This is a genomic window from Mariniflexile sp. HMF6888 (assembly GCF_044335535.1).
Lineage (GTDB): Bacteria > Bacteroidota > Bacteroidia > Flavobacteriales > Flavobacteriaceae > Mariniflexile.
The window spans coordinates 370023-383934 of sequence record NZ_JBIQVZ010000003.1 but is presented as its reverse complement, the minus strand read 5'-3'; the positions used below and the strand labels follow the sequence as shown (position 1 = coordinate 383934).

13 protein-coding genes and 1 tRNA gene are annotated in these 13912 nt (G+C 33.3%); 6 read left to right on the top strand and 8 right to left on the bottom strand.

Annotation, left to right across the window (positions count from 1 at the left end; translation table 11 throughout):
- Positions 1-7: 7 nt before the first annotated feature.
- Both ACGLWY_RS10290 and ACGLWY_RS10285 read left to right on the top strand, forming a co-directional pair.
- Positions 8-1027, top strand: a complete 1020-nt coding sequence (locus ACGLWY_RS10290) for a phytase (protein WP_396619584.1) — start codon at positions 8-10, stop codon at positions 1025-1027.
- A 131-nt stretch (positions 1028-1158) separates the two neighbouring features.
- A complete protein-coding gene (locus tag ACGLWY_RS10285) occupies positions 1159-1434 on the top strand; it encodes a hypothetical protein (RefSeq protein ID WP_396619583.1) in 276 nt (91 codons plus the stop codon).
- On the opposite strand, the gene ACGLWY_RS10280 is transcribed toward ACGLWY_RS10285, so the two are convergent.
- Together ACGLWY_RS10280 and ACGLWY_RS10275 are read right to left on the bottom strand one after the other, a co-directional pair.
- Positions 1431-1901 carry a very short patch repair endonuclease gene (locus ACGLWY_RS10280; RefSeq protein WP_396619582.1) on the bottom strand — a complete coding sequence of 157 codons (471 nt, stop codon included), beginning with the start codon at positions 1899-1901 and terminating at the stop codon, positions 1431-1433. The two genes, ACGLWY_RS10285 and ACGLWY_RS10280, sit on opposite strands and share 4 nt — an antisense overlap.
- Positions 1902-2011: 110 nt before the next feature.
- Positions 2012-2488 carry a regulatory protein RecX gene (locus tag ACGLWY_RS10275; protein WP_396619581.1) on the bottom strand — a complete coding sequence of 159 codons (477 nt, stop codon included), beginning with the start codon at positions 2486-2488 and terminating at the stop codon, positions 2012-2014.
- Between the two features lie 344 nt (positions 2489-2832).
- Here ACGLWY_RS10275 and ACGLWY_RS10270 point away from each other — a divergent pair, with 344 nt between their 5' ends.
- Positions 2833-3117, top strand: coding sequence for a T9SS type A sorting domain-containing protein (locus ACGLWY_RS10270; RefSeq protein ID WP_396619702.1), 285 nt, complete (start codon positions 2833-2835; stop codon positions 3115-3117).
- Positions 3118-3186: 69 nt separating this feature from the next.
- Here ACGLWY_RS10270 and ACGLWY_RS10265 read toward each other — a convergent pair whose 3' ends face one another.
- From ACGLWY_RS10265 to gdhA, 4 genes are all read right to left on the bottom strand, one after another.
- Positions 3187-5598 carry a TonB-dependent receptor domain-containing protein gene (locus ACGLWY_RS10265; protein ID WP_396619580.1) on the bottom strand — a complete coding sequence of 804 codons (2412 nt, stop codon included), beginning with the start codon at positions 5596-5598 and terminating at the stop codon, positions 3187-3189.
- Positions 5599-5601: 3 nt separating this feature from the next.
- Positions 5602-6321: a DNA repair protein RecO gene (gene recO / locus ACGLWY_RS10260; RefSeq protein ID WP_396619579.1), complete on the bottom strand. Its 720-nt coding sequence runs from the start codon at positions 6319-6321 to the stop codon at positions 5602-5604.
- Complete coding sequence (locus ACGLWY_RS10255) at positions 6321-8666, bottom strand: two-component regulator propeller domain-containing protein (protein WP_396619578.1); 2346 nt, start codon at positions 8664-8666, stop codon at positions 6321-6323. The genes recO and ACGLWY_RS10255 overlap by 1 nt, the downstream gene beginning before the upstream one ends.
- A 123-nt stretch (positions 8667-8789) precedes the next feature.
- Positions 8790-10133, bottom strand: a complete 1344-nt coding sequence (gene gdhA, locus ACGLWY_RS10250; protein WP_396619577.1) for an NADP-specific glutamate dehydrogenase — start codon at positions 10131-10133, stop codon at positions 8790-8792.
- A gap of 453 nt (positions 10134-10586) precedes the next feature.
- On the opposite strand from gdhA, the gene ACGLWY_RS10245 reads away from it, so the two are divergent.
- Both ACGLWY_RS10245 and ACGLWY_RS10240 read left to right on the top strand, forming a co-directional pair.
- Entirely contained in the window at positions 10587-11390 is an 804-nt protein-coding gene (locus ACGLWY_RS10245; protein WP_396619576.1) for a THC0290_0291 family protein, read from the top strand.
- A 160-nt stretch (positions 11391-11550) separates the two neighbouring features.
- A complete protein-coding gene (locus ACGLWY_RS10240) occupies positions 11551-12189 on the top strand; it encodes a DUF3298 domain-containing protein (RefSeq protein WP_396619575.1) in 639 nt (212 codons plus the stop codon).
- On the opposite strand, the gene ACGLWY_RS10235 is transcribed toward ACGLWY_RS10240, so the two are convergent.
- Complete coding sequence (locus ACGLWY_RS10235) at positions 12169-12633, bottom strand: DinB family protein (RefSeq protein ID WP_396619574.1); 465 nt, start codon at positions 12631-12633, stop codon at positions 12169-12171. The two genes, ACGLWY_RS10240 and ACGLWY_RS10235, sit on opposite strands and share 21 nt — an antisense overlap.
- A gap of 159 nt (positions 12634-12792) precedes the next feature.
- On the opposite strand from ACGLWY_RS10235, the gene ACGLWY_RS10230 reads away from it, so the two are divergent.
- Entirely contained in the window at positions 12793-13140 is a 348-nt protein-coding gene (locus tag ACGLWY_RS10230; RefSeq protein ID WP_396619573.1) for an arsenate reductase family protein, read from the top strand.
- A gap of 296 nt (positions 13141-13436) precedes the next feature.
- Here ACGLWY_RS10230 and ACGLWY_RS10225 read toward each other — a convergent pair.
- Positions 13437-13508 (bottom strand) — tRNA-Arg (locus ACGLWY_RS10225).
- Positions 13509-13912: the final 404 nt, after the last annotated feature.

Here is a 13912-nt window from a genome sequence, read left to right as displayed (position 1 = left end):
AATAGACATGAATAAAATAAAAGTAAATATTGTCTTTGGAATAACCGTTTTATTATTGTCTTGTGCAGCTAAGTTACCAGAAATAGTAGCCAAAACTGTTACAGAGAAAACACCACATGATACTGATGATCCTGCTATTTGGGTAAACAAAAACAACCCAGAAGCAAGTATTGTTTTTGGTACGGATAAAGATGAAGTTAATGGCGGCGTATATGCCTTTGATTTAGACGGAAAAATCATAAAGGAAAAAAGTGTAACCAACATTAGCTATCCAAATAATGTCGATGTGGAATATGACTTTAAATTAAATGATTCTACAACAACCGATATTATAGTGTTTTCCGAAAGGGAAAAACATCAAATACGTTTGTTTTCTATACCAGATATGATACCATTGGATCGTGGTGGCTTTAAAGTTTTTGAAGATGAAACCCATATCGACATGAAACGCCCTATGGGAGTATCTCTTTATAAAAATCCAGAAACAGGATATATTTCGGTTTTTGTTAGTAGAAAAAATGGACCAATAAAAGGGTATGTATATCAATATGAATTGGTTTCAGATTCGTTAGGCGTCAAAACCAATCTACTTAGAAAACTAGGTGCATTTAGTGGGCAAAAAGAAATTGAAGCTATAGCAGTTGATGATGAAGCAGGATTTGTTTACTATTCCGATGAAGGCGTTGGCATTAGAAAATACCATGCCAATCCCACAAAAGGTGATGTAGAAGTAGCTCTTTTTGGAGGCGAGCATTTTAAAGATGATATAGAAGGTATTGCTATTGCAAAGTATCAAGATAAAGGCTATTTAATAGTATCTAACCAACAAGCACATACCTTTAATGTGTTCAATTTAGAAACCAATGCGTTTATAAAAGCACTTAATTTGGGCACCAAAGAAACCGATGGTTGCGATGTGACAACAATCTCTTTAGGAAGCAAATTTCCAGACGGATTATTTGTATCTATGAACGATGAAATGAACTTCTTTTTTCATGATTTGGCAGAGCTTAAATTAGTAGAGTAGCCCATTCCATTTATTATACGTTTTAAATCCTTTCTGGAAACAGAGAGGATTTTTGTTGATTTTATTGGAATAATTTACTAACTTAGGGTATTCATTATACATGCTACATTGTTTCACTTAAATTTGTTGTTATGCTACTCCCATTTAGATCTGAAATTAGAAATTCTCCAACAAGGCAAACCATTAAGATATTTTTGAGTGATGAATCATTAGATAATGAAATTAAAAATCATCTAGAACATTTTACAGAAATAGAACTTATTGAAATTAATGAGACTGTTGAGCAAAACCTTGCCGACGAAAACCTAACCATTTTTTTAAAAGATTCGGTAGATATTAATAGAATGAAAGCATCTATCGATTCCAGTTTATGGTGGTATTTTGAAAAGGACATGGTCGATGATTAATTATTTTCTCCAACATCTATATAAACCAAAATATCATTAACGCATTTGTCTAGTTCGGTTTTAATATCCTTTGCCCAAAACCTAAACACGGTGTAACCCATTTCGATAAGCTGTTGGTTTACCTCTTTATCGCGCTGCATATTCCGTTCTATTTTTGGTATCCAAAAACCACGATTGCTTTGTATGGTTTCCTTGCGTTCGTTCCAATTGAACCCATGCCAAAATTCACCATCAATAAAAACAGCTAATTTGTGTTTTTTGATGGAAACATCGGGTTTTCCGGGAAGCTTTCTATTGTTTACTCTATACCTCACCCCTTTTCTCCAAAGCGCTTTTCTAAAAAGCATTTCTGGCTTAGTGTTTTTGCCACCAATCTTACTCATTATTTTTGAGCGTTTTTTAGTGGTATAAAAACCCGATTCCTCATTAAACCGAGGGACTTTTATTTTATCCTCATTATAACCCATAAAAATTTAATAACCAAAAACACAGATTATATGGATGCGTATGTAACATTAAAAATACTAAACCTTTTTAATTTCCACATTCTAATTGGCTAACTTTAAAGGCAATAATATTAATTTATAAGTTCGTTAGCCTTATCATATACCAAATAGGACTCCCAACCACGGTATAAAAAGTAATCTATAAACTTCTTTTTTTTCTTAAAAAGGTTGGGCTCTTTTATAGAATTTGCCTTTTTTTCAGCTAAATCATTAAAAACCATGATATACTCTTCATCAGAAATATCAGCAAGCGCTTGGTTTATGTTAACTATGCTTACGTCTTTTTTCTTTAATTCAAAAGTTAAACGGTGTCGGCCCCAACCCTTTATTTTGAACTTACCGCTTACAAATGTTTTGGCAAAACGTTCTTCATTTAGAAAATTATGTTGCAACAGGTGTATCACAATAACATCGATCGCTTCGGGTATCATATACATATCGGTAAGCTTTTGCACAACTTCTTTATGGCTACGTTCTTGGTACGCACAATAATGCTCCAGTTTTTTGGTAGCTTCTTGTAGCGTATATGTTTTTCTGGTTTGCTGCATGGTACTTCAAAAATAACAATAGAAACAGAAACAATGAGTATAAAAAATTATAAAATCACAGCTTTTAAACTTAAAAGGTGCTTATGAAGACTGGACTTTAGTAGGTAACCCATACCCTTGTGCTATAGATGCAGATGTTTTTCTCTGAAAATTTCGGATTGATTAGATGCTATTTATTTATGGGATCAAGGCACACCCCCAAACAGTACTACAGGTGGGGTAATCAAGGTTCTAATTTCTCGTAAGACGATTACATTATAATAAATGGCACTGGAATCGTATCAGGTTCTAGAGGAGATACGGGCACACCTCCAAAGATATTTATTCCTTAACAACCGTTTAAAATTGCTTTTAGTGACCAAGCATTAACCATAGAAGATGTACTTTTAAATAAAAATACACTTAGAGTTATTGAGTTAGAAAACGATTATGTACAGTTTAATACATCAAACAATTTAAGTATTAAAACGGTTTCAATCCACAATTTATTAGGAAGACAGTTGTATCACTTTACAGGTGGTTCTGCTTCTAAGACATATAAACTTTCAAACTTAAACAGCAATGTTTATATTGCTAAAGTAGAGCTTTCAAACGGTGGAGTAATAAGCAAAATGGCATTTAAAAAATGATTCAGCAAAACATGAAATCGACACTTTTTTTAATTAGTGTATAGTTAGTGGCTTAAACATTTTATCTCATTACAAACTATATTTTAATGACAAAATAAAGTTTCTGCCCGCAGCTGCTATACCAGACGAATAGGTTTTATAACGTTGGTCTGTAATGTTTTCTAAACTGGCGGTTATGGTTGTCGATTTACTTATTTGATACTGACTTCTAAAATTAAGCGTGTACCACGACGGACTGTACGGATTGCCATTGGCGTCTTTGGCATATATATAATCTTTTTCAATTTCTGAAGGTGCTAATTGATAAAAAGACAATTCGTTATTATAAACCGCAAAGACGTCGAATTTTAGGTTATTATGCTCCCAAACCAAATGGGTGTTTCCAAAGTTAGGTGCTGCATGTCTAACAGGTACCTCAACCCCATCATCTACTTCACTACCACCAACCACACTATATTGCGAGGTTAATTTTAACTGATTGGTTAAGGCTAATTTCATACCAACTTCAAACCCATAAATCCAAGATTTTGAAGCATTCTGTATGGCTTGCACGTTACTTAATTCGCCAGCATACATAATTTGTGTTTCGCCATTTAAAGCAAAATAGCGTCGTACTAAAGCATTATCTAAATAGGTGTAATAACTGCTTAAGTCTAAAACAAGTTTTTCATTAAAATTAAGTTTTAAACCCAGTTCGCCTCCATAAGCATATTCAGGCTTTAAGTTGTTGTTTGGCACAACCACCGAACCTGGTTCGGAGTCGAATACTTTACCAATATCGTCTATATTGGGAGCTCTAAATGCCGATGATGCATTTAATTTCCATTGCAATATGGCGTTGGGCGACCAACGGATTCCCGCAGTTCCTGTAAGTGCAGATGATTCGTTATGAGAGCTGCTAAAAGGCAAGTTTAAATACACATTGTTTTCTGAAAAATCGGCATGAGAGGTTATATAATTAAAACGCAACCCCGACTGAAATACAAGCTTTAAATTTGGCTTGTATTTAATACTTGTATAGGCTGCTGCCGATTGCCAACTAGCCCCATTAGGATATCTTGAAACGGTTGGAATGATGGTGTTAGTGCTTATATTTTCTTCTTCACCATACGACATTACTTTATTGTAAACGTATTCTAAACCATAAAAAAGTTTGGTTTTAAGTGCTAGGTTTTTTTCAAAATCTAAATTAAAAGAATAGGCATCTACGGCTTCGTTTCCTAAATTTCTTATGTCGGATTGAAAGTCTCTATCCATTCTACTTTCCTGAAAATTTTGATAGGCTATGTTGGCTTTTATTTTATCGTATAAATTGGAATGGCTACTTAATTTAATGATTTGTAAGTTAGACATAAACCAGTTTTGTGGCCCATAATTCCATTCTGCCGAACGTAATACGTCGTTTCTGTAACGAATCAATCGGTCGTATCTGGGATAATCGGAGGTAGTGGTGTAAAACAATCCTAAATTAAAACTCAAATTGTCTTGAGGTTTAAAATGTACTTTTTGTAATAAATTTAATTGTTGGTAGCCTGTTACTTTTTGCACCAATGGATTATTATTTTGTATTATAACATCACCACTATTGGTTGCTAAAGCAAATTCGGGTCGTAAATACGCCATAGGACCATGTTTCCCCATACGTAAATCGCCAAAATTGCTATAACTGACATTCGTTAAAAACGCCCACTTTTTGTAACCCAAGTTAAAATCAATGTGTGCTGTTTTTTCATCGCTTGCTGTGGCGTATCTCACTATAGTATTTGCTTTAAAAAACAACGAATCAGTTAACGATGTTTGTGGTTGTTGGGTATAAAAACTCATAACACCACCAATAGCATCACTTCCATAAATTACTGAGCCAGAACCCAAAGTAACTTCCGTGTTTTGTATTGAAAAGGGATCTATAGAAATAACATTTTGCAAATTACCTCCCCTAAAAATGGCATTGTTCATTCTAACGCCATCTACAGTAATCAGCAGTCGATTTGTTGAAAATCCTCTAATCATAGGACTTCCTCCACCTAACTGACTTTTCTGTACATATACTTGCCCAGTGCTTTCCAATAAATCGGCACTGGTTTGTGGGTTTCCAAATTGAATGGTCTCAGCATTGATATTGATTATTTTTTGAGGAATGTCGCGCTTACTTTGTTCGAACTTGGATGCTGATATAACAATTTCATCTAAACCTTGTGTATTAGATACCAAATACACCCTGTTTGATTGCTCTAACTGACGCTTGGTTATTTCTTTAAGGACGTGCGATAAGTGTTTGAAGTAAATAATTTCATTATCTGAGAACTCATCTAAAGACGCTTCTCCCAAAAAGTTGGTAACCGTGCTTTTGGACTTATCCATATTATAAATGGCTACCCCAAAAATAGGTTCTCTTGTAAGACTATTTAGCACCTTAATATTTTGGGCCTTAAGCTGTATAGACGCAAATAAAAAGAATGAAATAGCAAAAAAAAACTTCATGGTTTAATTAAAAACTTGATTAAATATTTGCAGTGATTTTGGTGGTTTAAAACTTCCCAAATGTAATTCAAAATAGAGCAACATCATACTTAAAAACGATTGTCTTTGTTTTGAATTTATCTTTACCGTTGGTAAGGCATCAAATGTTGTGCCCAACAACTGTTTTAAAAGTATTAAATTTTCACCCGAAATGGTGTAATCATCATGCTGATTGGTTTCAAACTTGCCTTCTTTCAAATTAAAACAAGAACACTCCATATGAGTTGTTTCGGGGTAAAAACCTAGGTATTTGGATAAATTCAATAAGAATAATAAATGAAAATTTGAAAATTCAGATTGTTCATCCAACCATAACAATGTGGTTTCTATATATCTAAACAGCGTTTCGTTAGGTTCTTCTTCTTTTAAAGTACTTGATAAAACTTCAGACAAAAACATAACAATAGCACTTTTTAAAACATGGGTATGCAAACTGCTATATACTTGATTTACTTTAGTATCACTAATGCTCTGAAGCGACCTGTTTTCTTTATAATGAATGCTTAACTGTAATTGCGAAAGTGGTTGAAAATAAGCTGCTTTGGTATTGGATTTTTTATTTTTCAAAACGCCCCGTAACAAAAAATCAACAATACCTAACTGTTGGGTATAACATTTTACAATTAAATCGTTGTCTTTATATTTTAATTTTGAAAGAACAATCGCATTTGTAGTAATAAGCATTATCTAACCACCATTATTTTTAAAACTTTCGTTTCGTATGAATCTAAATCTGAAAGCATAATGAGATATACCCCCGAAGCGACCACATTATTAGCCATATTTTTACCGTTCCAGTAAGCTGTTCCACCATCAATCTCAAGATTGTAACCGCTGTGACGTTGGTTAGTTCTAGACTGTGCTTCGGCTACCAAATTTCCTTCTATATCGGTTATTTTTATATTGACATTTTCTGAAATATCTTTAATTTTTACTTTTTGATCTACAATATTGAAGTTTGGTCTTACAGGGTTTGGATATACATAAGCCTTTTCTAAAGTTTCAAAAGGACTTGAACCACCCGAACGAAAAGACACCAGTCCTTTACTTGTAGCTATGTAAACAATACCATTGGTATCGTCTATAGAAACATCTGCGATCGTATTTGAAGGCAAAGGCGAATTGTCTTTGGTGAAATGATAAATGGTTTTTTGACCATCGGAAGACAAATAAAATATGCCCGAATCGGCAGTTCCTATCCATTTATTATTGGAGCCATCTACTTTAATATCTGTAATAAATTGTTGAAATAGTAATTCTTTCGCGATGCCATCTTCCAAAATAATAATTTCATCTACGCTAACATTGTCTTCAAAAAAATTGGAGGTGTTATATAAAACACGCAAGCCTGAAAAGGTTCCTATCCAAAGTTGATTTCTTTTATCTAAAGCCAAAGCTGTAACATATGTATTTGGCATATTCTCATCTTCACTGCCTAAATTCTTTAATAACGGTTTTCCTCCATTTTCATTAAAAGCAACAAGCCCAAGACTAAAGCTACCTGCCCATTTGGTATTGTTACTGTCTATTATTAAATCTTTATATCCCGAGTTATTGCCATTCACTCCAACAAACACATCGAAAAGCGCATACGATTTCCATTGATTATTATTAGGATTATAAGATTTTAAAGGTTTGTTTACATAACTTGTAAGTGTCCATAACAACCCATTTTTATCAAAAGCTGAACCGCTAACCCTAATATCCGTATAATTAGGGTTATTGAGGTCTACTAAAGATTCTAAGCCACTATTTGTTTGGTTATACAAGACAGTAGGAATATCATCATTAACTTCTAATAACCCACTGAAAAACGAACTTATAAACACTTGGCTATTGTTTAATGGGTTTACAGAAATAGTGTTTAAACATTTGGCGTCAAAAACTTCTTCATAAGGTGTGTTAATCCATTTTTCGTTTTTTAAGTGGCTAATACCCTCACTATTCAATGGATATGGATTTAGGAACCTATCATAATCTCCATACGCTACCCAAACCTCATCAGGTTGTACTTCTATCGAAAATGGTGTATTTAATAATGGTCCATCTGGATGTATTTCTTCAAAAGTGGTTGGTGCAGTAAGTGGTGTTTTTAAAACTCCAAAATCGGTGGTTCCTATATAAATATAGTCAGCTTCTGTTGTGGCAGAAGTATATTTTGTGGTAAATTCGGTACTTGTTGAAACTTGTGAAATAATGTTGAAACCAGCATCATAAACAAACACATTGTTTATGGTTGTAACCACCAAATTACTTTCAACATTTTTAACATCCAAAGGAACCGTGTTATATTGAAATACTTGGTTTAAAACATCGTTTACCACCTGAAATATTTGTCTGTTTGTATTTACAACATACAGCATATCCACTACCGTTTCAACCGCAGTAAAATCACCTGTTGTAACGGTTTGCCAGTTTTGGTAATCTATTAAATTAGGGCTTGCGGCCAATGCTTTTCTTAAGCCATTCCCACCAACACAGGCAGCATAAATATAATCTCCAAAAACGGCAGTCTGTTTTATTTGTATTTGACTACCACCACTGCCTATAAAATACGTGTCGCCAAATTCTAATCGTTCTAAATTAAAAACAGAAATCCCATAGTTTGTTGATATATAAACCAAGTTTCCGTAAGCATTAAAGTGGTTTATTCTTTTTTGTACGGCAGGAATGGTTGGTTTTTCAATAATGTCTACAACTGTTAGAATTTTATCATCATTATCAAAAGCAATTTCAATAAGTCCGCTTTCATAACCAATAACCAGTAATTCATAAACATCGCTATAGTAAATGGTTGAAATTGTTTCTCCCGATAAGCCATTAACGGTATTTAGTTCTTTGATTTCGTTTGAAAGTAAATCAACGCTAAAAACAGCATTTTCGGCAGCAGCGTAAATTTTATTATTGCCTTGAGCAACTTGCTTTATATTGTAATATGAAAAATGTCCTTTCCAAAGCGCAGAAAAATCTTGTGCATTTTGGATTAATGGTACTAAACATATTATGAATACAATGAGTCTTTTAATCATTTTTAAATTTTCAATATTCAAATATATTTATAACTAACGAGTTTTGCTTTAAAATAATATATAATAAAACGAAAAGCTTCCTGTTTACACTAGGAAGCTTTTCGTTTTCATTTGTATTGACTTCTACACAATACCTTGTGCTAACATTGCATCTGCTACTTTAACAAATCCAGCAATATTGGCACCTTTAACATAATCGATATAGCCATCCTCCTGCGCTCCATACTTAGTACAAGAGTCGTGAATGTTTGACATAATTTCCTTTAGTTTTAAATCAACTTCATCTCTAGTCCAGTTAAATCGCAACGAATTTTGAGTCATTTCTAAGCCAGATGTTGCAACACCGCCGGCATTGGATGCTTTTCCTGGTGCATATAAAATTCGGGCATTATGAAATTCCCGAACCGCCTGAATTGTAGATGGCATGTTAGCCCCTTCACTAACACATATACAACCGTTTTTTAAAAGCGTTTTTGCATCTTCATCATTTAATTCGTTTTGGGTGGCACAAGGTAAAGCGATATCGCATTTTACTTCCCAAGGTGTTTTACCTTTAACAAATTTGGCTTTAGGATGTGTTTCCAAATAGGCACTTATTCTTGCTCTCTTAACGTTTTTAAGCTCCATGATAAGTGCTAATTTCTCGGCATTTATCCCTTCAGCATCGTAAATATATCCCGATGAATCGGACATCGTTAATACTTTAGCTCCTAATTGAATACATTTTTCAACAGCATATTGTGCCACATTACCAGAACCTGACACCACAACATGTTTGTCTTTTAAATCCTGTCCTTTGGTTTCCAGCATTTTCTGGGCAAAATAAACGGTTCCATATCCTGTTGCTTCTGGTCTTATTAAAGAGCCGCCCCAAGACAACCCCTTTCCTGTTAAAACACCTGTAAATTCATTTTTTATTTTTTTGTACATCCCAAAAAGGAAACCAACTTCTCTGGCTCCAACGCCAATATCACCTGCGGGGATATCGGTATTCGGTCCAATATGTCTAAATAACTCGCTCATAAATGCATGGCAAAAACGCATAACTTCACCATCGCTTTTTCCTTTTGGATCAAAATCACTACCCCCTTTTCCTCCACCCATTGGCAAAGTAGTTAAGCTGTTTTTAAACACCTGTTCGAAGGCTAAAAACTTTAAAATGCTCATATTAACGGTAGGGTGAAAACGCAAACCACCTTTATAGGGTCCAATGGCCGAACTCATTTGGATTCTGTACCCTCTATTTACTTGAATTTCACCAGCATCGTCGACCCAACAAACACGAAACGTTATAACACGTTCTGGTTCTACCATTCTTAGCAAAATGTTTTTTCCATAATATATATCATGTTCAATGATGTAAGGAATTACAGTTTCTGCAACTTCCTCTACTGCTTGCAAAAACTCTGGTTCATTACCATTTCGTTGTTTTACAAGATTTAAAAAAGCTTTAACATTACTTTTCATCTGTTTATATTTATTGTTTTAATTTGGTCAGATGGAACACCCTGAATAATCATCCTCATGTGTATGAATGCCATTCTTATGGGTGTTCCATTAATTTAATTTTATTGTTTCTAAGTTGAGATGTCATTTCCAAATAATTACCCTCTTGTATCATTGAAAAATAATTATGGGAATTTATCTATTTAATAATTGTTTTCTTGTTAAATATACTAGTTTAAATTGGTACGATTATTCATTATTTAAACATAAATAAAATATTTTTAATTGCATCAAATTTATCAAATACACGATTTACAGGTACAAATATACGTTATCTATAAAAATAACGGCATTTTTTTTTGAAATTCGCAATAAATAATTTCACACTCACAGCAGCAAATTAAAATTATTTGTTTCTTTATTGGGTTTTTATATATTTGTTATTATTAATGCCTCAAAAAACAGAACCTTATTATGCTTGACTTTAAATGTTTAGCTTTTTTTTTATGTTTGCTAGCCTTCTCTCAAACGGCATTCTCCCAATTAGGCTTTTCCCATGAAATAGGCGTTATTGCTGGTCCCGTAGAATTTAGATCAGATTTTGGAAATCGGGATAATACTGAAACCAACTTTGGAAACACAGGTATTGGAATAGGTGTCGTACACTATATTAATTTCTCATATAGAGCAGACTGTAATTGTTATTCAACCGACACTTATTTTAACGACCATTTTAAATTACGAAATGAAATTTCGTGGAACAAAACCAACTTAGAACATTTTGGAAAATGGGTTGACCCTAACAAAAATACCGTAGAAGCGAATCAGCTTAGAGGCCATAAAGGAGTTGCCAAAAATTTAGATATAGGTACCCAGCTAGAGTACTTTCCTTTAAGCATTCGTTCATTTCAATCTTTTGGTTATAGAATCGCCCCTTTTGTAAGTTTGGGAGTTCATTATACATCTTTTAATCCTGAAGTAAGCACTACCTATGCAAATCCAGACCCAACCGCCGTTGGCGATGTAACAGACCCTAGCAACTTTTATTCGCTTTGGGAGCCAGGATCTGTAGATGCTTCCGGAGGAGGCACTTGGTCTGTAGTAAGCAGCGTTGGCGTTAGATATAAAGTAAGCAAGCTTTCTGATTTAATGCTAGATGTAAGATGGCAATATTACTTCAGCGACTGGGTTGACGGTCTTAACCATCAACTAGACTATAATAAAAACAACGATTGGCTCGTATGGGTTAATGTTGGCTATATTTTTTATTTAAATTAAAACTACACATAAACTTCTCTTTTTATTCGGTGTATTCAAATGCAATATTTACCTTTAAGGAAGGTTAATTATTTACATAATGCATTATAGAAAAACACTTTTAATCATATGTTTTATATCCTTCATTTTCTCTTGTAATGAAGAATTGAAAACAATATTTTTGGACACTAACATTACTACTGCAAACAATAAACTAGTTGAAGTAAACATACTAAAGGCCATTGGAAACAATTCAGTAGCAAACCAAATAAATGACGAAATAAACAAAACTGTCGTGGCTGCATTGCAAATTGGCGAACAAGACGCAATGACATCTAAAACCATTGAAGAAAGCATTACGCTATTTAATGAGGAATACCGTGCTTTTAATACCGCTTTCCCCGATATTTCACAGCCTTGGGAAGCTCAAATTGATAGCGAAATTATGTTTCAATCACCTGAAGTTATTAGTGTTTCCGTAACATCTTATGTTAATACTGGAGGTGCACATGGCAACATCACTATTTCTTTCTTAAATTTTGATGCATCAACTGGAAAACGCATTCAAAACAGTGACTTAATTAAGAATAAAGACGCCTTTAAAACCATTGCAAAATCGTATTTTAAAGATGCCGTTACAGAAGACGATGTGCTTTTTGACCCTGATAATTTTCAATTACCTGCCAATATAGGTTTTTCTGAAGAAGGTCTTATTCTGTTATATAACACCTATGAAGTTGCGCCCTATTCAACAGGAATTATAGATTTTACAATTCCCATTGAAAAAGTGAGCGATTTTTTAGCCTTTAATGGCTCGTAACAATGCCATGACATAACCAAGATGCATGCCTTCATGAAACATAATAAACTGAAAAGCTTCATCAATATTGGTTAATGTATTTCCCGTAGTTGAAACGGTGTATTCTTGATAATTTTTAAACAGCCCATTGCTATAATCTGCTTTTGTTTTTTCAATGGTAGAAAAAAGCAATGCTTTTATTTCGTCTAGCCCTTCTTGTGTTACAGCGCCTTCTGGCTTGGTGTCTTTTCTATATTTTCCAACCAACTCTTCACTAATCATTATTGGCAAACCCGATAATTTATAAGCCAACAACTGTTGTGTCACAACAATATGCCCAATATTCCAAATAACGTTGTTGTTAAATCCTTTTGGAATCCTGTTTAAATCTTCTAAAGAAGTGTTTTCTATAATTCGGTTAAAAGCTTTTCTGGTATTTGGTAAAACGTCTAAGGTAAAATGCATAGTAATTTTTTTATAAATATATCTTTACTTATTTTGGCTATAAATATAGGATAAAAATGAAATTAGCCATAACAATACTAAGCAAAGTATTGAACTCGTTTAAATGGGTTCATTAATGGCGAATGACATCTAACCATAAAAAACAAATAAAACAAACCAATGAAAAAGGTATACTATTTAAAAACATGCAGTACCTGTGTTAGAATTTTAAAGGAATTAAATCTGCCGCCAGAATTTATTTTACAAGACATAAAAACTGAAGAGATAACCGTAAAGCAACTTGAAGAAATGAAAACACTTGCTGGAAGCTACGAAGCGCTTTTTAGTAAACGCTCTAAGCTTTACAAGGAAATGGATTTAAAAAACCAAAAACTTGAAGAGCGCGATTATAAACACTATATATTGGAGCATTATACATTTTTAAGCAGACCCGTAGTTATTGTTGACGATACCATATTTATTGGAAATTCCAAAACTGTGGTTGAAGCTATTAAAGATGTATTGTGATTTAACTATAAAACAAAAACTCCAAAAAAAGCAAAAAGTAACAACGTCCCAGAACAATCGCGCATATATTTGAGACGTCATGCAGTGTGAACCCTAAATTAAAGGAGCTCATTTTAATTAAAGCTGGCACCCCTTTTGAATAAAATGGGACATCTTATAGATTTAAAAACTTGTCAAGCTGACCTCTAAAACAAAAAGCCCAAAGTGTGTAAAGCGCTAATAGTTTTTGATGATTATTTAACGTAAAAAGTCCTGAAAAAACAAAATCCAAAATCTATCAAAACCCATATAAACAGTGACTCCACCAAGATTCGAACTTGGATCTAAAGTTTAGGAAACTTTTGTTCTATCCCTTGAACTATGGAGCCTTTAAACCAAAAAAGACCTTACATTTCTGTAAAGTCTTTTTCTTGTTTTGCTCCCCCTCTTGGACTCTCCAATAAGAAGGCAAGTTGTTTGTTTTTAACAATTTGACAAATTACCAACTTTTATAGCTACCTTTTTGTATGCCTTTAGTAATGATATTTATTTAACTTAAGAATCTAATCAAATAATCTTTCGTTCTGGACGGGACTATTATCCATGCTTGAAATCTATTATATATCAATTAAATAAATTAGCACTTTAATGCTTTTTTCTAATTTTGATTTAAATTCTAAAATATAAAATCACAATTTATTATATATATATTTTCTTATAAAATATTTCAAAATGTTTTATAATTCATTAGATTTATACCTTCTATCTCTTTAATTATAATTTACGACCTTAA